The organism is Paenibacillus sp. JNUCC 34 (assembly GCF_058269055.1).
In genome coordinates, this window is sequence record NZ_CM177770.1 from 1852434 (window position 1) to 1878973 (window position 26540).

Sequence of the window (26540 nt, forward strand, 5' to 3'; positions counted from 1 at the left end):
AAGTTGTACGCTAATACATGCAACAAGGTGGATACTCCAATCAATATCGCCGAATCGGGTCTGCCAATGAGCATAGATAAATTGTATTTGATCGTTCTAAAGAAATGGAAGTTGTTTCAAAAAGAAAAAGAAGCTCAATAAGCATTTTACTTACTGAAAGTGAGGCCGTGTTGATGGAGTTATTTGTGTTTGTTATTTTGCTGATTGGGCTATTGGGGATTATTGGTAATCAATATTCCGGGCTGAGAAGGATGGGAAAACTTCAAAAAACATTGGATGAGATTAATGAAGGCATTAAAACGATGAATGACCAGAGAAACAGACCGTAAGCATTTTGTAACAACAATGATAACTGATATGCCGAAGGAGTAACAACATGGGAACTTTAACGATCACGCGCTTTAATGGTGTTGAGAAATTCAGATTATCCGAGTCTAAAGCGTACTGTACATATAAACATGATGAGGATGGCAGTAAGCGAATCATGATGTGGTTTGAGGCCGAAACGGATGAGGAACCTTTGCTGACTGTACCGGATACTGAAGGGATGCAGATGAATCCGAGCGCCGAAGTAACGATCTATTTGGATGAACTGGATTTGAACCATTTTGAAGTGAGAAGATATGAGATTGAAGCTGGATACGATCAGGAACAAGATAACTGGGACGCCAGATTATATTATTTTGAGCATCAGGATGTAAACTGTAATGTTTTGACATTGGAGTATAAGGGTCAGGGAATTTTTGACCTTCACTGGAAGGGAACGACTACCGACATTTGTTATTACGATGGAAGTAAGCCGGATGCTATATTAGAGGTCGAAGGTGAGTTCCTGTTGGAAGAATATGAGCAGTGGTGCTGAATTTCATTGGTTGATGGATATAGCGGATCTCCTGTCCGCGTACACTCCCAAAAAGCCAAACATGGAGAAATAATGGAACGTCTGTCCTCAAGCATCCACAAAGAAGTGTGTTATCGTGGCGGTAATTGATTGACCTTCAACATATAATGTTACACGCAGCCTGAATAGGGTTTCTTTTTTTTATTAGGCAGGAGTTTTGTAGGGAAGAGCGATTTAATGAAATAGGCCATATATCGTATTACCAAACATCATATAAAGTGGGAGCCAAGACCCCTGTAATGCACATTTATGTTCCATTATTGACCATTAAAAGAAATGGAATCCTAAAAAATAAGAATGAGTGTTCTTAAATAGGTCTAAAGCAGGGTACGGAGATTACCAGAGATTAGGTATGATTTAATGTAAAGGATATTATTATTATTTATGTTCCAGTAGCGATTTGATGTAGGAGGGTATGAGTTTGGTTGAAATTACAGAGACATGGATCGATTCGCTTGCACCGAATAGTGCAGCCATTAAGAATGGGCAGGGCCTTGTTAAAAAGGGGCGGTTCTTGCAGCTGAATCACTCAGAGGATAAAGTCGTACTGTTCGGTACATGTGCGGGCAGCGGTAGCTCTCATTACCAACCGTCCGCTGATTTTGCGATACCTGAGAAACCGGTCATGCGCTGTACATGTCCTAGCAGACAGTTTCCCTGCAAGCATGTGCTTGGGCTGCTATATGCTTATGCAGATGGTGCAGCGTTTACGCCTGGTGTGGTGCCGGAAGATCTGGCGTCGAAGCGGGAGAAAGCGGAGAAACGGGAAGAGCGGAAGATCAAAGAAGCTGCCGAAGGTGCTGCACCTAAGCCTAAGAAGGTTAATAAATCCGCACTTAAAAAGAAGATCACTACTCAATTGGAGGGCTTGGACGTACTGGAAAAGCTGATCCACTCGCTTATCCGGAACGGGCTTGGCACCATGGATAAAAAAGAATTGAAGCTGATTAAAGATCATGTAAAGCAAATGGGCAATTATTACTTGTCAGGTGCTCAGAATGAGCTGCGTCGTCTGTCGCTGCTGTTGTCGGATGCAGAGGATCAAGAGACGGCCTATACTTATGCTGCCGAGCAGCTTGCGGTCATGAACGCTTTTATTAAAAAGGGGCGACTCTATTTAACCGCAAAGCTGGAAGATCCGGAGATGGCGCTTGATCATGAATCGACGATCGAAGAGTGGCTAGGGCACGCGTGGCAGCTGACCGAGCTGCAAAGCTTCGGACTGGTTAGTGAGCAGGTGGAACTGATCCAGCTTTCTTTTCTCAGTTATGCGGATGATGCACGGCAGGAGTATTTGGACATTGGATACTGGATTCAGAAGGACAATGGAGAAATCCACCGCACGATCCAGTACCGTCCTTATAAGGCTGCGAAGCTCATGCGTGAGGATGACAGCTTCTTCGAAGCAGCTCATATTTCTGTATTATACCGCTATCCGGGAGACATGAACCGACGGGTGCGTTTTGAAGAGATGACTTCAAGGGCTGTGACGGAACAAGACATGGCGTGGATTCAGAAGTATGCAACTAACTCCTACGCAGAAGCCGTTAAAAAGGTGAAGAACCAGCTGAAAAATCCACTGAGCGATAAACATCCGGTCATGCTCCTGCAGGTTTCCAAGGTCTGCCAGAATGGAGAAGGTCAATATGCAATCACCGATGAATCAGGTCAGTCAATTGGACTTGGTGATGTGTATTCAGAGCCAACGGTGCCTTTGCTGCGCTATCTTCCAGAGGATAAGCTGAGTGGGGTCTCCATGCTGGTTATGTTTAATCATTGCCTGAAGACGGGTCGTCTGTTAGCGCAGCCGTTAACCATTATTACGGAGAAGGAAATGATCCGACTGCTGTACTAGAGCAGTTAACGAAAGGGGAACGACAATGAGTACAGCATTACTACAGGAGCTTAACCAGGAGGTTAGGCGTTTATATATTGCAGGAAGCGAACTGGCTGTCGGCGATTTCCGACTGAAGCGGTTGCTGCCGCAGTTCCAACAGTTAGGAGAACGAGCTCCTGTGTTCAAAAGATTAGGTGAAGGCATTAGCGCGCTGATTGAACCGCAGCCCGGAAGCGACGTTAACTCCGCACAGCTTCTTCAGGATTTAAATCAGCTACTGAGCTCAGTGCTGCATACACAAGGAACTACGAACGTGGAAGGTGAACTTGCGACAGTTAATAACCGTCCTATTTCGCTGTCATCACATTTGTCATATCGTAAGCTTTCCGCTGTCCAAGTGGCTCTAACCACAAAAGGTGGCGGGCGATATGAGATCATTGTTGATGCTTGGAAGGAAGGTCTATTTCAGGATCTCCGCTTGGTTCACTTAGCAATTGAGGCGCTAAATGATCCCTATGTAGAAATAGCAGAGCTCGCTGGTAATCATATTTTGCCGTCGTATGGCCCCGAGATTGTCCCTTTCCTCGTTGAGAGCTTTGATCCGAAGGGTGGAAAGTCGGAATCCCGCAAGCTGCAGGTCATAGCGAAGACAGGCGGCAAGGATGTGCTTGAGCTGATCTATCAAGCTAGCGAAACGGGAACGGATGATGTGCGTTCTACGGCGATCAAGCTGCTAGCAGGCTATGAGGAATATGAATCCGATCTGATTGAATGGAGCCGGAACAAAAAGAAAGTGATCCGTGAAGCCGCATATGATGCGCTTGCCGAGAACGGTTCAGATACGTCTGTGGAGAGATTGTATGAAGCTTCATTAGGAAAAGACAAAGAGTTGGTGAATCCAGTACTGGCCAAATGCAATTCCGCTCTGTTAAAAGATTGGCTTGTCCGTGATTTATCTGCTGAGCTTCAATCTGTTTCTGAAGTGAAAGATGATAAACAGAAGATTGAGGAAATCTGGTCTAGGGTGAGGTTACTTCTATGGGCAATGGGTGATAAACAGAGTCCACAGCTGGAAGAGTTGTACCGGGATGTGCTCAAGCAATATTCCCTGTATATGATCTCTTTAGGCTGGGGGTATCTAATGAACGAAGCGGTAATCTACATGGGGCGGATCGATACCGCGGAAGCCAGGGAACTGCTTCGTGAAAATGCGGAGCAAGATTTAAAGCATTTCAAACACAGTGATTCCTATGTTAATAAGGTGTTCAGTAAAGCCCATCGTGTGCTCTCGCCTGAACGCTTATATGAACAGTATGAGGAAGTCCTGGTTCAAGGCTTTGCATCCTCTACTCTAAGCAAAGTGGCCAAAGAGCGAAAAAAATTGCTGGGCACCATTGGGGATTTGGTTATCCACCGGGAATACAGAGCTTATGAGGATATCGTGTCTTTTGCGGACAAAGGAAGCTACACCTATTATGTTGAGATGCTGCCGCAGGAGCAGATGGCAATAAGCTGGGATCATAGATGGCTGGAGCTTTTTATTGAGCAGGATGAATTTACACTAGTAAGCGCGTTTGCCCGGCAAGGACATAAGGCTGCGGAAGTGTACTTGCTGGAAAAGCTGAAGAACTCTCCCGAATTCCGCAACCGGTTCGCCAACCTGATAATCATGGGGTTGGTTCGTTCGGGAATGAAGGACGAAAATTTATATGAAGCTTTGGTTACTGCCCTGGAAGATGAGCGGAACAAGGATTGTTATGAGATTGAACCCTTTATATTCAAGCAGCTATGTCGTCTACCATCCAGCTATTATGACCGCGTTCAAGTGATACTACCTAACTTTAAGGCTAATGCTGAAGATCAGCTTCAATATGTATTACGGAATATGAAAAGCTTAGTAAGAACATAAAAGGAGTGAAATATATGACAGTTGGTCAAGAGCAATTACAGGATATCATGCGTCAACCCGCAGAAATATTGTTCCGTCATGAGTTGGAAGCACTTCGTAAAGAGGATACCGGCAAAATTCCGGCAGGATGGCAAATGTCTCCGCAGTCGGTGCTTAAATTCATCGTTGGCGGCAAGGCGGGTAAGGCCGAGATTACCCCTAAATATATTGGTAACAAAAGATTAATTGAGATGGCGATTGCGACACTGGTAACCGATCGAGCGCTATTGTTAATAGGAGAACCGGGAACCGCCAAATCATGGTTGTCAGAAAATCTCTCGGCAGCTATCTATGGGAATTCGGGTCTGGTCGTACAGGGAACGGCCGGAACGACTGAGGAGCATGTCCGGTATTCCTGGAACTATGCAATGCTGCTCGCGCAGGGGCCGACACGTGAAGCACTGGTGCAAAGCCCGATCATGCGGGCTATGGAGGCGGGTGGAATCGCCCGTTTCGAGGAGATTTCTCGCTGTGCGTCAGAGGTGCAGGATGCTCTCATTTCCATTTTGTCCGAGAAGACGATATCGGTGCCTGAACTTGGAAAAGAAATGAACGCCCGGAAAGGCTTTTCCATCATTGCGACAGCGAACACAAGAGATCGGGGAGTTAATGAAATGTCGACGGCGCTCAAACGGCGCTTTAACATAATTGTTCTGCCAGCTCCTGCGGATCTGAATACGGAAATTGAAATCGTGAAAAAGCGTGTGTCCGAGATTGCCGCTTCTTACGACTTACAAGCTGCTGCACCTGCTGATGAAGCACTGCTCAAGGTCGTTACGATTTTCCGAGAGCTGCGCAGCGGCATGACCTTGGACAAAAAAGAGAAAGTGAAGTCTCCAGCAGGAGTTATTTCAACGGCGGAAGCCATTTCACTGCTGACGAACAGCATGGCTCTGGCAGCTAGCTTTGGCAGCGGTGAGCTGACGGATGAAGATCTGGCTGCAGGACTTCAAGGCGCGATAGTTAAGGATGATGATAAGGACCGGCTGGTGTGGAAGGAATATCTCGACAATATTATGAAGAAACGTGGGGCGCAGTGGCGTGGCCTATATAATGCTTGCAAGGAGATAAACCAGTGAATGCTGCTGGCGTACATATTTTTGGAGTTCGGCATTTGTCTCCCGCCGGTGCTAAGCATTTAATAGATTTTCTGGACGATATCCGTCCAACGGCCGTACTCATTGAAGGACCGTCAGATGCGACATCGGAAATCCGCCATCTGACTAATATAACAACGAAACCTCCGGTAGCCATTTTGGCATTTACCGAAGAACTGCCTGTAAGGACGGTTTTGTGGCCCTTTGCGGTTTATTCTCCGGAGTATCAGGCCATGAAGTGGGCACAGAAACACGGCGCTCATACCGCATTTATTGACCTTCCGTCATCGTCGGCGGTATGTCTGCAAGATCTGCGTGCTAAAGCGATGGATGATATCCCTGATGGGGGAGAAGATGAAGGAACATCTGCAGAGACAGGCACAACGGAGTCTATGAATGAGAGTCAGCCCGAAGAAAATTCGATATACAGCCGGATTGCTGAGCTGGCTGGAGAGTATGATTACGATATGTATTGGGAGCGCAGCTATGAACATAATTTGAATGCCGGGGCTTATCAACATTCTATACTCGCTTTTTCGAAGCAGATGCGGGAGTTGTCGGAAGAGAAGGAACGGCTTGAGGATACATTGGAATACGCCTACAACGCCGTAAGGGAGTCCTACATGCGTCGGCAGATTGTTGAGGTCATCGAAGCAGGTCATAAACCGGAACAAATTGTAGTTGTATGCGGGGCATATCATGCTTCTGCTCTCACGGATCTGTCCGAGCGAATGAATGATGAGGAATTGAAAAGCCTTCCTTCCCGCGCTACGAAGTTGACACTCATGCCTTATTCTTACTATAAACTTTCATCTCTCTCAGGTTATGGTGCCGGGAATATAGCTCCTCAATATTTCGAGATGATGTGGGACCGAATGGTTCAGGGGACGCTTACAGAATTGCCGCATCATTATTTATCTAAGGTTGCGGGTTCGATGAGAAAGAATGGAACCCATCGCTCAACAGCGGAGGTTATTGAAGCGGTTCGGCTCGCGGAGTCCCTCGCAGCTCTGCATGGAGGTAGCGCACCAACTCTTCGTGACCTGCAGGATGCAGCTCAGACTTTGCTTGGGCGCGGAGAACTTGAGGTTATAGCCGAAGAACTTGCGAGGACGGACATCGGCACATCGATTGGACAGCTCGCCGAAGGAGTCAGCCAAACACCGATTCAGGATGACCTTAACCGTCAGCTTAAGAGATTGAAGCTCGAGAAATTTAAATCTGTTGTAGCCAATGATGTGATACTGGATTTGCGTGAGAACCGGAGGGTAAAGTCGGAGGAGTCCGCTTACCTTGATTTGAATCGCTCTTTTCTGTTTCATCGGTTAAAGCTTCTCGGGATCGATTTTGTAAGTGCCAGACCGAGTGGGCAAGAGCAGGCTGCATGGGCGGAACACTGGGTTGTGAAGTGGACGCCGGAGGTCGAGATACAGATTGTCGAGTCGACACTGCTCGGGGAGACGGTAGAAGTCGCTTCAGCTTATGTGCTTCAGCAGAAGCTGACGGACTGCAGTTCGATTGAGGAAGCCTCATCTCTGATCCGTATAGCTTATGAATGCGGGATGATACACCAGATGGAAGAAGGACGTCAGACCCTGCAGAGACTTGCTGTGGACAGTCGGGATGTGATGGGGATTGCGGCTGCATCTAGAGAATTGTCCATTCTTATCCGGTATGGCGGCAACAGACGAATGGATACGCAGCCACTTGTACCACTGTTGCAGCAGCTGTTTATGCGGGCCTGCTTGTTTTTACTGGATGCAAGCCAGTGCAGTGATGAAGTGTCGAGCTCGATGATTACTGCTATGAATGAGCTGAATAGTGTAGCTATGGAGCATGTAGAGCAGGTGGATGAAGGGCTATGGCTTCAGGAGCTGCAGCATCTGTCAGAGCGGGACGACCGCAATCCTCGTCTGTCGGGGTATGCCTGCGCCATTTTGATGGAGCGCAGTGCGATATCGGCACAGCAATGTGCTGAAGAAGTTTCACGAAGACTATCCCCCGGGATTCCGGCTGATCTTGGAGCAGGATGGTTTGAGGGGATGTCCATGCGTAACCGTTATGCGCTACTGTCACGTCTCAGTCTATGGGAGCAGCTGAACGAATATATTTTGTCTCTTGACGATGATGAATTTACTCGTGCACTTGTATTTTTACGGAGGGCCTTTAGTACGTTTTCCCCGAAGGAGAAGACGATGATAGCCGAGCTGCTGGGTGAATTATGGGGAGTGAATGCAGAGCAGGCTGCTGAAATCCTGACCGGCGACTTGAAGGAGGAAGAAGTAAAGATGATTGACGATTTGAATGATTTTGATTTTGAGGATTTTTGAGTATGAGTACAATATCAGAACAAGCCAAGATATCCAGGTGGCGACTTATACTCGGCCAGTCAGCGGAAGAGCAGCTAGCTGGATATAGTCCCGTAGGGAATATCCAGCTGTCGGAGGAAGAGCTGATTATGGACCGGGCGCTGGCAGCCATTTATGATAATACGGACGGCGCAATGGAAGATGGGGGCACGACCTCAGGCTCGAGAGGAGCCGGACAAGGAAAATCGGCTCCCCGACTCGCTCAGTGGTTAGGGGATGTGCGATCATTTTTCCCGGAAGATGTCGTATCGATCATTCAGAATGATGCGATGGAACGGAAGGGATGGAAGCAGCTGTTGTTTGAACCGGAGGTTCTGGCTACGGTCAAGCCGGACATTCAATTGGTTGGCACGCTGTTGTCCCTCAAAGGCAAAATTCCCGAAAAGACGAAGGATACGGCCCGTTTGCTTGTAAAGGCGGTCGTGGATGAGTTGGTTGCACGAATGCAGGATGACATTCGCAGGGCAGTTACCGGCGCGTTGAACCGCAGGCAGCATACCCCTCTTCCCTCGCTTAGCGGCATAGACTGGAAGCGAACGATTGGGCGGAATTTGAAAAATTATAATTCTGACCGGAGACAGCTCATCCCGGAGAAATTTTATTATTTCGACCGAGCCAAGCGCAGCAAAGAGTGGACTGTCATTGTGGATATTGACCAGAGTGGATCGATGGCGGAGTCCGTCATCTGGGCCTCGGTTATCGGCTCCATTTTTGCAAGTATCCCATCGCTGGACACCCGTGTGGTCGTGTTTGATACGGAGGTTGTCGATTTGACCGAGCAGTGTGCCAATGATCCGGTAGATATGCTGTTTGGTATTCAGCTTGGCGGCGGTACGGATATTCATAAATCAGTCGTTTATTGTGAGCAGTTTATTGAAGAACCGAAAAAGACGCTGTTTATTATCATCTCGGATTTGTACGAGGGCGGCAATCAGGCTGGACTGATCCGGCGTATGCGTGAATTGCGGGAATCGGGTGTCAAAACGATGTGTCTGCTGGCGTTGTCCGATGAAGGCAAGCCATTTTACGATGAAGGAGTCGCCAAATCATTGTCGCGTGATGGTACGCCTTGTTTCGCTTGTACTCCTGCGCTGCTTCCGCAGCTGGTGGAAGGAGCACTGAAAGGGCAGGACCTGGCAGAACTCGCGAAGCGGCTCGGCACGAAGGGGATTTAATGATGAAGTTTATTATTGAAGAGGTGTTCTTATGAATTCAGTGTATTTAAAGTTAATTACGGATGAGAGTAAAGAAGAATGCCTGCTTCTAAGGCCGCAGAAATTTCAAGAGAGATTTGTAGCTTCCAATGCAGACTCTTTAAAGAAAGCGGAGCAAGAGCCGACTTCCAGACCCTATGGTATTTATGCGGAGAATGTCATGGTTGGTTTTGCTTTATTTGATGAAGAGCCTTATCCTGATGATGGCTACTTCTGGATCTGCCGATTTATGATCGATGAGAGATACCAGCGGAAAGGGTACGGGAGAGCGGCACTTGGAGAAATTCTGAACAAGATGCGTAGCCATCCTACATGCACCAAAATTCGAATATCTCACGTGCCCGATAATACGACAGTGAATCAATTATATAAGCAATTCGGATTTGTGGAGACCGGAGAAGAGATCGGCGGAGAGACGGTACTGGATCTCATATTCTGAACAATCGGGGACCTGAAAAGGATCTGCGCAAGGATTTTATATCCGGGTGCGCGATCCTTTTTATTTTCGATAAAAACAGTACCTCGCTGCTACTGACGACGCTCAGTAACTTTGCTATATTGAGAATACCGCTAACTCTGAGAAGGAGGAAAATCCGTGAAAGATACGTCCGGCAAACAAGCATCATTACTTATCCGTTTTTTTGTTCCTTATGCGCTAATTTTGTTCAGTGCGCTGCTTGTCGGCTGGTTCGCCTATAATAAGACCTCCAACCTTGTCGAGAGCGAGACGATGAAGAGCAACACCGCCGTATTAGGCCAAATCCGGGAAGCGCTCGACCGGCGTCTTGCCGAAATCGAGACGATTGCGCGCCAGATGTCCAGTGAACCGAAGATACAATCTTTTCAATTCGTCAAAGACCCTTTCGGAGGCAAGAATCCATACAGTTTATGGGATTTGGAGAAAAGCCTGTTTGACTATCGTATGTTTAATCATTTTATTGTGGATTATTATGTTGCTTTCAAAAACAACGGGATGTTTATCTCCCCACGAAAAGTATATACGATGAAGCAGTTTTATGACCTGCAGCTTCATTATGACGGTCTTACGCTGGAAGAGTGGCGGAGCCGGCTGTTTGACACCTATCACTATAAAACCTATATGCCGGGTACCTCGGTCGTGTATGAAGGGAAACACTATTCCGTTGTGAGCTTTATGCAATCTTTTGGGCTTAAAGGCAGCGGTGGAGTAATTACGGTTCTTATCAACAATGAGCAGATTCAAGAGATGCTTCGAAACATTGATTCCGAACAGGGAGGATTCGCCTATATTGCTGACCAGAACGGAAACTTGATCAGCCACATCGGATTGGACGAAGATTCGATCAATTTGAAAGCGCTTCCCACAAAAGGAGACTTCTCCCAGCTGACATGGAACGGTCAGGAAATGCTTGTGACCGAGACCACGTCTGCTTATAACGGATGGACTTATGTATCCGCACAGCCGAAAGCGGTTGTACTCGAAAAAGCGTATTACATCAAACAGCTTACATTCACTGTATTTCTGATTGCACTTATTTTGGGCCTTATGATCGCGGCTTATTTTGCTTATCGGAGCAGTCGCCCGTTCCTCAAACTGTTGCAGATGCTTCCGGTTTCCCGTTCGGAGGACAACCCTCATATGCTTCGTAACACGGTGGACTATATCCGCAGCTCGGTATCTGATCTGATTGAAAGGCATGATGCTCTGAAAGGACGGCTTGACGAGCAGCTTCCGCAAATGCGGAGTGTTTTTTTCGATAGGCTACTTAAGGGAGGATATACATCCATGCGGGATGTAGAGGTAGCTTTGGAGCATTCGCGGATCGAACTCCGCAGTTCGCAGTATGCCGTCGTTATTTTGCGTCTTCGTGGCTACCATGCTCCTTATAATGAAGAAATATTGACAGAGATGGATATCGTGAAGCTGGGTATTCGTGACCGGATTGAGGAGTCTTTACATCACTGTGTCATCGTGCATGATTTAGGAGAGAACTTGTTGGCACTAATGCTGCATGATACAGAAATCAACTCGGATGATTTTATGATTAAGATGAGGTCACTGCTAAGAGAAATTTATGAAGATCTTACAGGAGAAACGGGTGCTGGACTTTATATGGCTGCTGGCGGCGTACAGACCCGGTTGACGGAGCTGTACCGGTCTTTCAGTGAAGCCAAATTTGTTCTGCAGCATGCCAGGTGGCATGAAAGTGATCCGATTCTTTACCATGAGGATGTAGAACTAACGGTTCCTAGCTATTTTTATCCTTCAGATGTGGAATTAAGATTAATTCAGCTTGTAAAATCGGGCAACAAAACGGAAACTGGACAGCTCATTCAACAAATTCAGGAGAAAAATGCGGGGGATAGGCAGCTGCCATTGGTCGTGGAAAGGTTGTTTGCTCATGAATTATGCGGCACATTGATGAAGTGTTGTGAACAAGCTGCGGGTGCTGACATTGCCGAAGAAGCGGAAACGGTATTAAAAGCTGCGGATCCGGCACTTCCTCCTGTCGAGGCCATCGAAATGTTATGTGCTTCGCTGCTGAGTCTGTGCCGTAAGAATGAAGAGCGGAAAAAAAGCCATAATGATGATTTAACAAATCGTCTGATTGCTTATATCGATGTGCATTATCCGGAGAGTGAATTAAGCTTGACCGTATTGGCACGTGAAGCGCGTACCTCAGAAGCGTACGTGTCCTATTTCTTCAAAGAACAAACGGGACTTAATTTCTCTGATTATTTGGAGAACATTCGTATGCAGGAGGCCAAGCGGCTCTTATTAGAGAGTGGTAAGCCAGTCAGTGAAATCGCGGCAGCCGTCGGCTACTTATCGCTGAATACGTTCAGCCGGGCGTTCAAGCGCGCGAATGGCATCAGCGCCACGGAATATAGGCGAAATCATGAGGCTGGATAAGGTATTTTCTAAAGAAAAGTTAAGTTCATGAATGCTGAATAATGGAGATTCTAAAGAACGGAATAACTTTAAAAATGAGATGATTTACGAAAAAACCAAGTCCATCTATACTTCAAATCACCGGACCGGTCGGTATGACCATTTTATAGATTGGGGTGATAGGCACTGAAGGGCTGGAAGAATATCAGAGTCAAATGGCAGCTGTACGCACTCTTTTCACTGCCGCTATTGTACATTATCATTTTCAAGTACGTGCCTATGTACGGAGCGTCGATTGCCTTTAAAGATTTTAATGTAACCAAAGGAATCGGAGGGAGCGCGTGGGTAGGTTTCGCTCATTTTGAGCGGTTCTTCCACTCACACGAGTTCTGGAGATTGCTGCGGAATACTCTATCCATTAGCTTTTACACGCTGATTGCCAGTTTTCCGTTCCCGATTCTGCTTGCGCTAGGACTGAATTATGTAAGAAACAAGAGATTCAAAAACATGGTTCAGATGGTGACGTATGCACCATATTTTATTTCACTCGTTGTTCTTGTCGGTCTGCTCCTTCAGTTTCTGGATCCCAGAACAGGGCTGATTAACACCATTCTTGGCTGGATCGGCATCGGACCATTTCATTTTATGGCGGAGGCGTCATGGTTTCAGTCTATCTATGTCTGGTCTCATGTATGGCAGAATGTCGGATTTTCCTGCATCATATTTTTGGCAACGCTTGCAGGGATCGATCCCGCTCTACATGAAGCGGCTGTTATTGACGGAGCAACCAAAGTGCAGCGTATGCGGCATATTGATCTGCCAGGTATTATGCCGATCGCGGTTATTTTGCTCATACTGAACACGGGGCAAATGTTGGAAACAGGATTTGAAAAAATACTGCTTATGCAAAATGCGCTGAATTTGCGTTCATCGGAAGTCATTGATACGTATGTGTACAAGGTCGGATTGGTCTCTCAGGCCATGAACTTTTCATACGCTACAGCGATCGGTCTGTTCAAAGCGGTCATTGGATTTATTCTGCTGCTAATTGTTAATCAAACAGCCAAACGGCTTAAACAGGAAAGCTTATGGTAAGGGGGCGAAACATATGCAATCGAAGACCATAAAAGAATCGGGCTCCGACCGCCTGTTTACGATCTTTAATTATGTCATGCTCTCCATTGTTCTCATCGTTGTTCTTTATCCGTTAATTTATGTTGTAAGCGCTTCATTCAGCTCGAGCAGTGCAGTGCTGTCCGGTAGAGTGTGGCTTTGGCCCGTTGAACCAACGCTGGAAGGCTATAAAGCAGTATTTAAAAATACCATGGTTGTCAAAGGTTTTATGAACACCATTTTTTACACAATGGCCGGTACTGCCATTAACTTGGTGCTTACCGTCATGGCGGCATACCCACTCTCACGTAAAGACTTTCAGGGACGCAATGTCTTTATGCTGCTGTTCGTATTCACGATGCTGTTTAACGGAGGACTCATTCCGACTTATCTGATCGTGAAGGATCTTGGCATGATCGATACCGTGTGGGCCATGTTGATCCCGGCAGCACTGTCAGTGTGGAATGTCATTATTATGCGTACTTATTTCCAGACGACGATTCCGAGTGAACTGCTCGAAGCGTCTCAACTGGATGGATGCACGGATTTCCGTTTTTTGCGAAGTATTGTATTACCGCTCTCGGGTCCTATTCTGGCAGTCATTGCGTTGTTTTACGCTGTCGGACATTGGAATCAATATTTCAACGCCATGATTTATCTGAAACGGGCGGATTTGTATCCGCTGCAATTGGTGCTCCGCGATATTCTCGTTCAGAACGAGGTTAATATCGAAATGCTCGGTGATGCCAAGACCGCAGCAGCCCGCCAAGGTTTGCGAGAATTGCTCAAATATTCACTGATTGTAGTGACCTCGGTTCCGCTGCTTGTTGTGTATCCGTTTCTTCAGAAGTTTTTTGTTAAAGGCGTTATGATCGGTTCCATAAAAGGATAAAGTTCCATTTCCATTTGAAATCAGGGAGGGTCATTATGAAAAAAAGATTAAAGATAGCATTCAGCGCATTTACGGCGCTCAGCATTCTGCTGGCCGGATGCTCAGGAGGTACGGATAAGGCTGGAACGGACAAGGAGAAGGACAGCGCAGCGCAAGCGGTTAAGCTGTCGGAGCCAGGCACTTATCCTCTTGTAACGGAGAAAGAGACCTTGAAGGTCATGGTTCGAGGAAACCCGTTGGTCGAAAATTTTGCAACGAATGAGTTTACGAAGTGGTACGAAGAAAAGACGAACGTGCATATCGAATGGGAGGTTGTTCCGGAGCAAAGTATGCAGGAGAAGCTGAATCTTGTGCTGGCAAGTGAGGACTATCCGGATGTTATTATGGGTCTGAACATTTCTCCTTCGCAGCAGATGATTTACGGCTCGCAGGGTGCGTTTATTCCGCTCAATGAATTGATTGAGAAGCAGGGAACACAGACGAAAAAATTGTTTCAGGATTACCCGGAAATCAAATCAACGATTACCGCGCTCGACGGCAACATCTATGCCCTTCCGGAAATCAACGATTGCTACCACTGTTCCATGAGCCAGAAAATGTGGATTTATGAGCCATGGCTCAAAAAGCTGAATCTTGAAATGCCGAAAACGACAGACGATCTGTACAATGTGCTGAAAGCATTTAAAGAGCAGGATCCGAACGGGAACGGAAAGGCTGATGAAATTCCGCTGTCCATCTCGCCAAAATCATGGAGATCCTCGATCGATGCGTTCCTTATGAACTCTTTTATCTACAATCCGGTTTACGGATCAAGCTATAAACATATTTTTGTTAAAGACGGGAAAATGGATGTGGCTTATAACAAACCGGAGTGGAAGGAAGGGCTTCGTTATATGAATAAGCTGTATCAGGATGGTCTGATCGCTCCGGAGTCGTTCACGCAGGATGATAACCAACTGATTCAGATCGGCGAAAATCCGGATACGGTTATTCTGGGCGCGTCTACAGGAGGACATCAGGGCGTCTTTACCCAACTGCTGGGTGATAGCGGACGATGGAGTGAGTACAAGGCGGTTCCTCCATTAAAGGGTCCCGGCGGTGTTCAGTATGCAGCTAACGATACAACAGCTTTAACACCGGGTGCCTTTGTTATTACGAAAAAAGCGAAAAATCCAGAGCTTGCCTTGCGCTGGGCTGACGGTTTATATGAAAAAGAGCATACGCTTCGCAGCGTTTATGGCCGTCCGAATGAGGAGTGGCGTGATGCAAAAGAAGGAGAGAAAGGGATTAATGGTGAACAAGCTGTATGGTCCGAATTGAAATCTTTCGGTACCGTTCAGAACGTAAACTGGGCTCAGACAGGACCAGCTATGCGTACCAATGAATTCCGTCTGAGTGCGGTAGCAAAAGGTGACGATGATTTAGAGGTAATTCTGTACAACGAAACGAAGAATAAATATGAACCATATGAGCCGAAGGATGTTTCCACGGTACCGCCTCTCTTCTTGACCAATGAGCAGGCTTCAGAGGTTGCAGATCTGGCCAAAACTGTAAACGATTACGTAGACGAAATGATCGCACGTTTTGTCATCGGAGATGCTGATCTGGACAGCGAATGGGACGGATATGTTCAGCAGTTAGAGGCCATGAATCTCGCACGCTACTTGGAAATTTACCAGCAAGCTTATGATGCGAAAAGCAAATAACAGCAGATGGAGGGATTTTAATCAATGAATCCGAGATTTAATAGAACCGCTACGCTTATGAACGACCGTTTCGGGCTGTTTATTCACTGGGGACTGTACGCCATACCGGCAAGAGGAGAATGGGTAAGGAGCCAGGAGCGCATCTCAAATGAACAGTATCAGTCTTATTTCGAGGAGTTTGATCCATCACGCTATGATCCGCGCAGCTGGGCAAAGGCCGCAAAAGCCGCAGGTCAGAAATACGCGGTAATGACAACCAAGCATCATGACGGTTTCTGCCTGTTTGACAGCAAGCTGACGGAATACAAGGCAACTAACACACCCGCGGGAAGAGATTTGATTCGGGAATACGTTGATGCATTCCGTGAGGAAGGCATTGCCGTCGGATTTTATTACTCTATCATCGACTGGTATCATGACGACTATCCGGCCTACGGTGACCGCATTCACCCGATGCGCGGAGTGGAGTCTTTCAAAGATAAGGAACAGGATTTCAACCGTTATCTCGACTATATGCATGGTCAGGTTAAAGAACTACTAACGAATTATGGGAAAATTGATATCATGTGGTTTGATTTCTCTTATGACGATATGACCGGGGAAAAATGGCGGGCGACAGAGCTGATGGAAACGATCCGATCGCTGCAGCCGGATATTGTCATTGATAACCGGCTCGGCGGTAACATTATGGCGGCTGAACCGGAAGTATATGCTGGTGATTTTTATTCACCTGAACAGATTATTCCTCCTCGCGGGATTGTGAATGAGCTTGGAGAACCGGTACCTTGGGAGGCATGCATTACGCTGAACGGAAACTGGGGTTACCATGCCACCGACAATGCATATAAGTCACCACGCCAGGTTGTAAGGGCACTCGTGGAATGCGTCAGCAAGAACGGAAACCTGCTGCTGAATGTCGGACCCGATGCAGAAGGGGAGATACCTCAGGAATCACTAGAAATATTATCCAAGGTCGGTGAATGGATACGCCGTAATGGAGACAGCATTTATGGCTGTGGAATAGCGGAGCTGGATAAGCCGGAATGGGGACGTTATACACAGCGGGGAAATAAGTTGTATGCCCACATCTTTGATCGCGGCATTGGCCCTATTTATTTCCAGGGATTGAAGGGAAGAATCAAAAAAGCGCGTCTGCTCGCGGACGGGAGTGAGCTGCGGGTGGAGACTCCTTGGATGGCGGAGCAGTATTCTGACACGGGAAGCGGTGCTTTTATCCACCTAGCTGGCGGAGAACTTCCAGATGAGCTGGATACTGTCATCGAACTCGAGCTGATCGATAACGAGTCTGTTGCTCTGGGCGGTGAACAGTCATGAGAGTGGGGGTCAGCACCTATAGCCTTTTGAACGCAATCAAATCGGGAGAGATGACGGTACTGGATGTGATTGATTGGATCGCTGAAAACGGTGGGGAGCATATGGAGATAGTTCCTTATGGCTTCACTCTGGAGGATCAACCCGAACTTGCGGATGCTGTTCGGGAGCGTGCAGCAAAGGTCGGAATTGGGTTGTCCAATTATTCGATGCCTGCGAATTTTGTGCAGGAGGGAGAAGAGGCCTTTGAGGCTGAGATGGAGCGGGTTAAGAGTCATGTGGATACCGTCCACAGGCTTGGCATGAAGCATATGCGTCATGATGTGACGTTATTTACCCTTCCGTCGGAGAAGCATGGTATCAATTACCTGGAGGACAACTTGGAACAGATCGTAAAGGGATGCCGGATCATTGCTGATTATGCCGCTCAGTTCGGTATTACCACAACGATTGAGAACCATGGAGTCAGTGTTCAGGCCAGCGACCGGGTACAGCGCGTGCTGCAGGCGGTTGACCGTCCGAACTTCAAAACGACTCTCGATATTGGCAACTTCTTGTGTGTGGATGAGCAGCCGCTTGTCGGTGTGAAACGCAACTTACCATACGCCTCACTTATCCATGTGAAGGATTTTTATATTCGTCCGTTCGATCAGAACCCGGGCAGCGGTGACTGGTTCCGTACGTCACACGGCAACTATTTGCGTGGTTCCATCTTTGGTCAGGGGGATGTCGATGTACGCCGGGTACTGCGCTTGATCAAGGAATCTGGTTATGACGGAGATATCACACTGGAGTTCGAAGGTATGGAGGAGTGCCGTGAAGGTACACGGCTTGGTCTTGAAAATCTGAGACGTATCTGGGATGAAGTGTAATCACTTAAGCTAGCTAGGATGGGCTTCTGCTATTATAGTTTGATTATATTAAGCGGATTATTTTAAAATTATGTTCATTTGCTGTGAAAACAGGCTAACCGAGAATTCTTGGTTAGCCTGTTGGTTGTTGCGATCTATGAAAGGATGGAATATTTAACGTCCCATATCGATCAGCTAGTGAGAATGAGGTGGGATTTCACCAACGAATATAACGAAGTTAAGATAGCGGAAGAGCATTACGAAGATTTTTATGAAGAGTGCAGGGTGTTTTTGGATCAAGCTATTCAGGGGGATAAATAGAATTTTACAAGCGCAACGGCTACAAGCACTGTGTAGAACCGATGGAGCTTATGCTGGAGTAGTTTGTACAGGTGAGTTTTGGGGAAGAAGAAACCGATCAGTCGGCATCATATTGAAGAAAGAGGAAGCGAGTATGGAGAATGGAATCACTATATCCGAAGTAACATCTATGAATGCTGTGATGGTGGAAGAATTTTCAGATTTGTTGATTCGCGTAGTGGAAGATGGGGCTTCGATTGGTTTTCTGGCGCCTGTTGAAGAGAAAGAAGCTAGAGCTTATTGGGAGAGTGTGACGGAAACTGGCGTTATGATGTTCACTGCTTCTATGGCGGGAACAATAGTTGGTACGATACAACTGCATTTGGCTATGAAGCGCAACGCCTCCCACCGTGCAGAAATCATGAAATTGATGGTGCACCCGGATTTTCGAAAAAGAGGCATCGCAAGACTTCTTATGCACACGGCAGAGCAGAGAGCTGTAATAGAAGGAAGAACTTTAATCGTTCTGGATACTAGAGCAGGTGATCCATCAAATCTGTTATATCAGTCGATGGATTATATGGAAGCGGGTCGGATTCCTTATTTTGCAAGATCCTCGAATGGAAGTTTGGATGAAACCGTGTTGTATTATAAGCTGTTAACTAAAGAATAAGAAAATCCTTCATGATTTCAGATATATCTTATTGGAACAATATGGTCACACGCCGTGGATAGAGAAACATGCAAAAAGAGAATTTTAGATGTTTTGTTAAAGGAGTTGGAACTTTCCTAACGAGTTGTAGACCTTCCTCCATGTCGAAAGTGCTAAATCACCTGTAATAATAGTTTATTTCCCCCAAAATGGGGCATAGGTGAGTACTACAGACAGGAGGCGATGAAATGAAGAAAAGAACGTACCAAATTGTTGCAGGGGCCATGTTGTGTTTAGGTCTTATCTATGCTGCAGCTAACGCTGAAGAAATATTAAATGCCGTCCGGCAAACAACTCCCGATTCACTTACTCACAATGGTGTAACTAATGTTCCAGATCTTGCGGTTACTGAAAAGATTGACAAACCGGTATTTCGGGAAGTATCCACAAATTCGGTTTCTGTTAAGCTGTTTAATGCAGCGGGTGAACCTACAGGGGTTGCTTCATTTGAACAGGTGGACGATGGTGTGAAAGTGAAGGTTTCCGTTTCCGGTCTGACCCCGGGCAAGCATGGATTCCATGTACATGAGAACGCAATCCAGTCGTTTGATTTCAAGACTGCTGGCGGACACTTCAATCCGACGGATAAACACCATGGCCTTGAACACCCAGAAGGAAGTCACGTTGGCGATATGCCAAATTTGGTAGTTGAAAAAGATGGTACAGTTAAAACAGAACTGCTGATTAAACATGCATCGCTAGATAAGAATCAGGCTAATTCCTTGCTTGGACGATCGCTCATAATCCATGAAGACGAAGACGATGGTAAAACCGATCCTGCAGGTAATTCCGGTAATCGAATAATGGGCGGGAACATCCCTAAATAACGGATCAGAATTGTTCCGTGAATATGTAAATGTTAAAGAAAACGTATCTTCCCAACGGAGATGCGTTTTTATTATTTTTCCGTATATATCTATCTTTATTTACAATTTATAGGATATAATTAGTCTGCAAGAGTTAGGGTGAAACGGAGGTAGAGGTGGATATGACCGAGCAGTTGGCACGCATCGTGGACAACCACCTTTGATCCTGATCTGCATTACGGTTATGGCTGGTTTTTGGGATCTGATTTTAACCTGATCGGTGGCGGAACACCTGGATTTCGTTCAGAAATCTGGCATTACCCTGAACTGGATACAAGAATCATTATGCTGTGGAATTATGAAAAGATTGACTCGCACCGACGATTTCACCAAATGAACCCTCTAATTTTTCAACTGTAATATGAATCAATAACCGATACCTGTTTAATAAAATATATTACCCAGTTTTGTGTTGATTCTTAAACCTGGGCCGGGTATAAATGTGAAGGTGGGAGCCTATTGGGGAAAGTTACCGTGTACCATGTTGACGCATTCTCTGTCACAGCCAATCAGGGAAATCCGGCAGGAGTTGTTCTGGATGCCGATCATTTGAAGCCTGGTGATATGCAGAAGATCGCTTTTCAGGTCGGATTTAATGAAACGGTTTTTGTATTGAAATCTGAGATCGCCGACCTAAAATTGAAGTATTATACTCCGGGTCATGAAATCAATCTGTGCGGGCATGCAACCATAGCATCATTATACTGCTTGAAAACACGAGGTTTTTTTGAAGGTCGCGATTCAATCCAGATAGAAACCAATGGTGGCATACTTCCCATTTCTTTTAACGCTGAGGATCATCTAATAATAGGCATGAAGCAGCAGAGTCCGGAATTTATTCCTTTTGATGGAGATACCCGAAAACTAGCAGAGTCCCTGGGATTAAATGAAGACTGTTTGGATGTCACGAAGCCCATTGTTTATGGTAGTACAGGAATTTGGACTTTATTAGTTCCAATAAGGCAATTGGATAGTTTCAAAATCATGAAGCCAAATAATAAACAGTTTCCTGAAATATTAGCCCAGAATCCCAAAGCGTCTGTACATCCTTTTTGTTTTGAAACTTATGACGAGAATGCGTTCATGCATGCGAGACATTTTTCATCCCCTTACTCTGGTACAGTTGAAGATCCGGTAACAGGTACGGCCTCGGGCGTGATGGGCGCTTACTATTTAACCTATATAGATCAGAATTTGAATGAAATTCAATTTATCGTAGAGCAGGGGCAAGAGATCAATAGGGATGGAAAAGTGCATGTACACGCCATACGACAAAATGAGATGGATATTTTTATTTCGGGCACAGCGGTCTTGGTTAAAGAGTTTGAAGTGGAATATCTCTAATATTTTTATAATAAGAGAGCTCGATACTATATAATTGGAAGTGGATAGTTGTATAAAGTACATCACTACTTCGTGACTGGTCGCCAAAGGTTACATTGTTGCACTTTATACAACAAAATAGATAGAAAGTCATTTGTTAGCCACTCCTCAGAAGAAATTATTGTACAATTTACAACAATGCCAGTAAAATCAGGCCTTCAGCCAGTCTACTGTTGTATAACATACAAGATTAATACACCCTTAATCCGTATCATGTCAGCGTTAATCGACGGATTTTTATGTTCTGCATATTGCCAACTCGATGGTTTATGCTATAATAATGTTCGAATGGACATCCATTCACGTCATACACAATAGAAAAAGTTATAGGCAATGGAAGTTTGGTGCAAATCCAACGCGGTCCCGCCACTGTGATAGACCGAATGCTCGGTCTTAAGTCAGGTCGTTTGCCTAGTAACTTTGTCTGGCCAGTCATTTCGAGGCGAAAGTGACTGGTTTACAAGTCTAGTGACGTATAACGCCTCGCTAGGCTTTTTTACGTTGCAAGATAGGCTGCCGACGCTGCTGTCGGTAAAGCTAGGTGCTCGCCGCCGAACATATACAATGAGGTATAAGAACAAGCAAGCGGGAAGTTCTTCAATGATGAAGAATAATATGCACAATGATGTGCATGTCCCTTTTTTTTATAATGAACCGCTCACTTGCCGAGCATGGCAGACAAGATTCGGTTGACGAGCATCCGAATTACGTTGTACAGTGGAGATGGACAATTAAATGATTGCTGCACAATGGCGTGCACATTATATAACAAGCAAAGAGGCTTTGAAGGGATTTACTCCTTTTAGAGGCCTCTTTTTTTGTTGTCAATTACTCCTTGGAGGTGCCTTACATGGACAAAATATCGATTAAAACCGACATCTATCTGGGACAAGGTGCGCTGGATCGCCTGACGGATTGGAGAAATAGACGGATCTTTGTTGTAACAGACCCGTTTATAATCAAGTCGGGTATGATTAACATGCTGTTTGAACGGCTGCATGACAGTAACGAACAATACATTTTCAGCAACATCGTACCCGATCCTCCAGTTGAAGTTGTAACTGAGGGCGTTGAAGCGCTCGGAGCATTCCAGGCTGACCTGATCATCGCGATTGGTGGGGGCTCTGCAATTGATGCGGCCAAGGCGATGAAGCTTTTCGCTCAAAAAATATTGAAACAGCACGATATTCCGTTCGTAGCGATTCCGACAACAAGCGGCACAGGCTCAGAAGTGACGTCTTTCTCCGTTATCAGCGACAAGGAGAAGAACATCAAGTATCCGCTGGTATCCGATGACATGTTGCCACAAGAAGCTATCTTGGACCCTGAATTGGTCAAGAGCGTACCTAACTTCATCACTGCAGACACAGGAATGGATGTATTGACCCATGCGATTGAAGCGTACGTATCCACCAAGGCGAACGATATTTCCGATGCGTTGGCCGAGAAGGCTATCAAGCTGGTCTTTGCCTATTTGCCAAGAGCCTATAAGGATGGGACTGATCTTGAGGCGCGCGAGAAAATGCACAATGCTTCCTGCCTAGCTGGTATGGCGTTTAATATTACGTCGCTCGGGCTTAATCATGGGATCGCTCATGTGGCTGGAGCTAAATTCAAGATTGCGCACGGGCGTATGAATTCACTGCTTCTGACGCATGTCATTGAATTTAATGCGGATTACAAACCGGGTTATGGCAGAGAAGAGAGTAGTGCAGTAGCGGCAAGATATGCCGAAATCTCCAAAAGCTTGGGACTGTCGGCTCCTAATGTAAAGAGCGGCGTTCGTAGTCTGGTGCAGGCGATCAAGCAGCTTCAGAAGCAATTGCAGATGCCGCAGACGCTCAGGGAGTGCGGCGTGGAATTAGCTGCGCTTGAAAAGATGAGAGAGGAAATTGCAGAAGGAGCGCTGCAAGACGGCTGTACGGCCACGAATCCACGCGTTCCTGCCGCAGCTGATATTGTTGAAATTTTGAACAAAATGTTTCAATCCTGAATCTGGAGTTGAGTTTCGTTCGTAATGATATTGACATTGTTTGCAGGTTAAAATATAGTGAAAGTAACACAACGGCGTGTTGCATACAAATAAAAGCGAAGAGGCTTCTTAAAAATTCCGCGTGAACTTTTTAAGGGGTCTTTATGTTTTTTTGCAGCTATATGTCGCTTTTTCTTTCATGAGATGGGATGATGGTATGGATCAACACAGCGAAAAACAACGTGTCATACAAGAGTATGTGCCGGGCAAACAGGTAACGCTGGCTCATATTATCGCGAACCCTAATCCGGATATTTACAAGAAACTGGGCTTGGGAAGCGATGCGAGGGATGCCATTGGCATTATGACTATTACGCCGAGCGAAGCATCTATTATTTCGGCCGACATTGCGACCAAAGCAGCAGGCGTGCAGATCGGCTTCGTTGATCGCTTCAGCGGCTCGCTCGTCATTACGGGTGATGTATCATCCGTGGAATCCGCGGTGAGCGAAGTGTTGCTTGGCTTACAGAACATTCTCGGATTTTCGGCTGCGAAGATTACGAGAACGTAGGGGATCGTGCTATGAGGAAAATTATATTTGCCGGAAGCACCGGATCGGGCAAGACGACATTGTGCCAGCGGTTGCATGGACAAGAGATTGCCTATAAGAAGACGCAAGCCGTTGAGAATTTTGAGCAAGCTATTGATACGCCCGGGGAATGTATTGAGAACCGGTATTTATACAAAATGTTACTTGTCACAAGCGTTGATGCGGATGTTATCGGGCTAGTGCAAGATTGTACAAAGGAAGAAAGTTATTTTCCACCAGCCTTCGCAACGATGTTTGCCAAGCCGGTCATTGGAATTGTAACCAAGGTGGAACTGGCTAAGACGGATAAGGACATTGCGGAAGCGAGATCCTTCTTGCAAGCGGCGGGCGTGGAGCGCATTTTTGAGGTTTCGTCCGTGCAGCATTTGGGTGTGGATGAGCTGCAAGCTTATTTGGAAGCGTAAGCGGTTCAATATGATAGAGGATTCACGAGATACAAGCAAATATCGGTAGACAACGAGGTGCATGACGCATGAATGGAAAAATTGTGATAGTCGACGACGAACCTATTACAAGAATGGATATTCGTGAGATGCTTGAAGAGGCGGACTACAGTGTAGTAGGCGAAGCTTCTGATGGTTTTGAGGCCATTGAATTATGTAAAAAGCATCTGCCCGATTTGGTCATTCTGGATGTTCAAATGCCTATCCTGGATGGGCTGAAAGCGGGTAAACGAATCATATCGGAGCAACTGGCGGGCGGAGTTATCCTCTTGACCGCATTCAGTGATAAACAAACGATTGAAAAAGCATCCTCTATCGGTGCGCTTGGTTATCTGGTGAAACCGCTTGATGAAAAATCGTTTATTCCCATGGTGGAAGTGACGATTGCAAAAGGTAGGGAAGTACGCAAGCTGGAACAAGATTTGTCGAAGCTGTCGCAAAAGATGGAAGAACGAAAAGTAGTTGAGAAAGCGAAGGGGATCCTGATGAAGGAGAACGGCTGTACCGAAGAGGAAGCCTATCAAACCTTGCGCAAACTCAGTATGGATCGACGATGTCCGATGATGGAAATTGCAACTACGATCGTCATCTCCTATGATTGATTTCCAAGAACGAATTAAGCATCTTTGCAAGCGTCATACGGGATTGAGCGACGCAGACATCGCCCGGATTACGGAAATGGCTGCGTCGTTCGAGAAGTCTGATGGGCAGGATGACGTATTCATCGACGTGCTGTCCGACGTGGAGAATGAGGCAATTGTGGTGTACCACTATCGTCCGGGTGTGGGCAAATCGCTGTATGGTCGCTCGGTTGTTGGTGAGAAAGCGCTGCGTGAGAACGAACCCGGCGTCCTGAGGACGTTGGAAACCGGCGTAATGTCACAGGGGCTCGTCGCCAATACGCAGGAAAATCATCTGGTCAGGCAAACGGTATATCCGATCAAGAATCAAGAGAGTGTTATTGCGGTCGTCATTTATGAAAAAGATGTGAGCGATAACATTCAAGCCCACTTCAATGTGACACAGTACGAAGACAGTGAGATGTCTTTCATGCTGACCGCCATGTTACGTTTCGAAGACTCGATCATCAACCAGTTGGAAGATGCCGTTCTGGTGTTCGACAAGCATGGATTTTTGAAGATGAAAAACAAGAAGGCAGACATGTACTATCGGCAACTTGGTTATTTGGAGGATATTCAAGGATTGCATTATGACAACTTGTCGCTGGATCAGACGATATTCTCTGGCGTGATGAAGCAGCGCTCTATCTCTAAAAGTTGTCCATTGACGACAGATGTGAAGGCAGCCGAACGCTATTATCAAGTGAAACGACTGTTTATTGAAGAGCAGGATCTTTGCATAGGCGTCATCTTGCATGATGTTACCGAGATAAAAGACAAGGAAGCACAGATCGTCTCCAAATCGGTGGCTATTCGAGAGATTCACCACCGGGTGAAAAACAATTTGCAGACGGTGGCTTCGTTGCTCCGTATTCAAGGCCGCCAATGTGAGAGTCCAGAAGCCAAAAAATGTTTAAATGACAGTGTCAGCCGGGTACTCGCTATCGCGGCGACCCATGAACTGTTATCAATGGAGATCGAAGCACAGGTAGATCTACTTGATGTCATTCGGCTCATGGCTTCGAACATTCAACGCTGCTTTGTCGATTGCAATGCGATCGATATCAAGATAACGGCAGCGCAAAGCATCTACTTGGACAGTGACCGTACTGTTGCGATTGCGCTTATTGTAAACGAGCTGCTGCATAATAGCTATGAGCATGCATTTGGCGATTGCACGGACGGCACGATTACCGTGACTGTGCAGCTGGAAGGCGAATTGGTTATAGTCGGCGTAGTCGATGACGGAGTTGGATTCGCCGTTAAAGAAGGTTCGTACAAAAGCTTGGGGCTGTCGATTGTCCGCAGCTATGTGAAGGACAAGCTGAAAGGCAAGCTCGCGATTGTATCGGGTCGTGACGGTACGGCTGTTACGTTTACGTTCAAAAAATAAATAATAAGGCTACAAGGGTGTAGTCTAATAAGCAATGAGGCTTAAAGTTAACCATTTCCGGTCAAGCGGGAGGTTATTACTTTAAGCCTTTTTATGTTTATGTTCTGGA

General features: G+C 46.2%; 22 protein-coding genes and 1 riboswitch. All 22 genes read left to right on the forward strand.

Annotation, left to right across the window (positions count from 1 at the left end; all coding sequences use genetic code 11):
* The first annotated feature begins 173 nt into the window (after positions 1-173).
* Positions 174-329, forward strand: a complete 156-nt coding sequence (locus AC2TF5_RS08730; RefSeq protein ID WP_491301783.1) for a hypothetical protein — start codon at positions 174-176, stop codon at positions 327-329.
* 47 nt (positions 330-376) lie between these two features.
* Positions 377-862 (forward strand): hypothetical protein, encoded by a 486-nt coding sequence (locus AC2TF5_RS08735; protein WP_491301784.1) that lies wholly within the window; start codon positions 377-379, stop codon positions 860-862.
* A gap of 460 nt (positions 863-1322) precedes the next feature.
* On the forward strand, positions 1323-2756 hold the full coding sequence (locus AC2TF5_RS08740) for an SWIM zinc finger family protein (RefSeq protein WP_491301785.1): 1434 nt from the start codon (positions 1323-1325) through the stop codon (positions 2754-2756).
* 25 nt (positions 2757-2781) lie between these two features.
* Positions 2782-4647: a HEAT repeat domain-containing protein gene (locus AC2TF5_RS08745; RefSeq protein ID WP_491301786.1), complete on the forward strand. Its 1866-nt coding sequence runs from the start codon at positions 2782-2784 to the stop codon at positions 4645-4647.
* 14 nt (positions 4648-4661) lie between these two features.
* Entirely contained in the window at positions 4662-5765 is a 1104-nt protein-coding gene (locus tag AC2TF5_RS08750) for an ATP-binding protein (protein WP_491301787.1), read from the forward strand.
* Positions 5762-8113, forward strand: coding sequence for a DUF5682 family protein (locus AC2TF5_RS08755; RefSeq protein ID WP_491301788.1), 2352 nt, complete (start codon positions 5762-5764; stop codon positions 8111-8113). Before AC2TF5_RS08750 ends, AC2TF5_RS08755 begins: the two co-directional genes overlap by 4 nt.
* Positions 8114-8115: 2 nt before the next feature.
* Positions 8116-9327: a VWA domain-containing protein gene (locus AC2TF5_RS08760; protein WP_491301789.1), complete on the forward strand. Its 1212-nt coding sequence runs from the start codon at positions 8116-8118 to the stop codon at positions 9325-9327.
* A gap of 31 nt (positions 9328-9358) precedes the next feature.
* Positions 9359-9805, forward strand: coding sequence for a GNAT family N-acetyltransferase (locus AC2TF5_RS08765; protein ID WP_491301790.1), 447 nt, complete (start codon positions 9359-9361; stop codon positions 9803-9805).
* Positions 9806-9961: 156 nt separating this feature from the next.
* Complete coding sequence (locus tag AC2TF5_RS08770; protein ID WP_491301791.1) at positions 9962-12259, forward strand: helix-turn-helix domain-containing protein; 2298 nt, start codon at positions 9962-9964, stop codon at positions 12257-12259.
* Positions 12260-12517: 258 nt separating this feature from the next.
* A complete protein-coding gene (locus tag AC2TF5_RS08775) occupies positions 12518-13333 on the forward strand; it encodes an ABC transporter permease (RefSeq protein ID WP_491301792.1) in 816 nt (271 codons plus the stop codon).
* 13 nt (positions 13334-13346) lie between these two features.
* A complete protein-coding gene (locus AC2TF5_RS08780) occupies positions 13347-14243 on the forward strand; it encodes a carbohydrate ABC transporter permease (RefSeq protein ID WP_491301793.1) in 897 nt (298 codons plus the stop codon).
* 35 nt (positions 14244-14278) lie between these two features.
* Positions 14279-15949 carry an ABC transporter substrate-binding protein gene (locus AC2TF5_RS08785; protein ID WP_491301794.1) on the forward strand — a complete coding sequence of 557 codons (1671 nt, stop codon included), beginning with the start codon at positions 14279-14281 and terminating at the stop codon, positions 15947-15949.
* Between the two features lie 24 nt (positions 15950-15973).
* Positions 15974-17284, forward strand: coding sequence for an alpha-L-fucosidase (locus AC2TF5_RS08790; RefSeq protein ID WP_491301795.1), 1311 nt, complete (start codon positions 15974-15976; stop codon positions 17282-17284).
* The gene (locus AC2TF5_RS08795) at positions 17281-18153 is read left to right on the forward strand and encodes a sugar phosphate isomerase/epimerase family protein (RefSeq protein WP_491301796.1); all 873 of its coding nucleotides are present in this window, start codon (positions 17281-17283) and stop codon (positions 18151-18153) included. The genes AC2TF5_RS08790 and AC2TF5_RS08795 overlap by 4 nt, the downstream gene beginning before the upstream one ends.
* 433 nt (positions 18154-18586) lie before the next feature.
* Positions 18587-19105 carry a GNAT family N-acetyltransferase gene (locus AC2TF5_RS08800; RefSeq protein ID WP_491301797.1) on the forward strand — a complete coding sequence of 173 codons (519 nt, stop codon included), beginning with the start codon at positions 18587-18589 and terminating at the stop codon, positions 19103-19105.
* Between the two features lie 227 nt (positions 19106-19332).
* On the forward strand, positions 19333-19971 hold the full coding sequence (locus AC2TF5_RS08805; protein WP_491301798.1) for a superoxide dismutase family protein: 639 nt from the start codon (positions 19333-19335) through the stop codon (positions 19969-19971).
* Positions 19972-20469: 498 nt separating this feature from the next.
* The gene (locus tag AC2TF5_RS08810; protein ID WP_491301799.1) at positions 20470-21354 is read left to right on the forward strand and encodes a PhzF family phenazine biosynthesis protein; all 885 of its coding nucleotides are present in this window, start codon (positions 20470-20472) and stop codon (positions 21352-21354) included.
* Between the two features lie 348 nt (positions 21355-21702).
* Positions 21703-21854: riboswitch (adenosylcobalamin (AdoCbl) riboswitch) on the forward strand.
* Between the two features lie 389 nt (positions 21855-22243).
* Positions 22244-23386, forward strand: coding sequence for a 1-propanol dehydrogenase PduQ (locus AC2TF5_RS08815; RefSeq protein ID WP_491301800.1), 1143 nt, complete (start codon positions 22244-22246; stop codon positions 23384-23386).
* Between the two features lie 196 nt (positions 23387-23582).
* The gene (gene eutS / locus AC2TF5_RS08820; RefSeq protein ID WP_208918701.1) at positions 23583-23936 is read left to right on the forward strand and encodes an ethanolamine utilization microcompartment protein EutS; all 354 of its coding nucleotides are present in this window, start codon (positions 23583-23585) and stop codon (positions 23934-23936) included.
* Positions 23937-23947: 11 nt separating this feature from the next.
* A complete protein-coding gene (locus AC2TF5_RS08825; protein WP_491301801.1) occupies positions 23948-24379 on the forward strand; it encodes a EutP/PduV family microcompartment system protein in 432 nt (143 codons plus the stop codon).
* A gap of 68 nt (positions 24380-24447) precedes the next feature.
* Complete coding sequence (locus tag AC2TF5_RS08830; RefSeq protein ID WP_241929896.1) at positions 24448-25020, forward strand: ANTAR domain-containing response regulator; 573 nt, start codon at positions 24448-24450, stop codon at positions 25018-25020.
* The gene (locus AC2TF5_RS08835; RefSeq protein ID WP_491301802.1) at positions 25013-26431 is read left to right on the forward strand and encodes a sensor histidine kinase; all 1419 of its coding nucleotides are present in this window, start codon (positions 25013-25015) and stop codon (positions 26429-26431) included. Before AC2TF5_RS08830 ends, AC2TF5_RS08835 begins: the two co-directional genes overlap by 8 nt.
* The last annotated feature ends 109 nt before the right edge of the window (positions 26432-26540 follow it).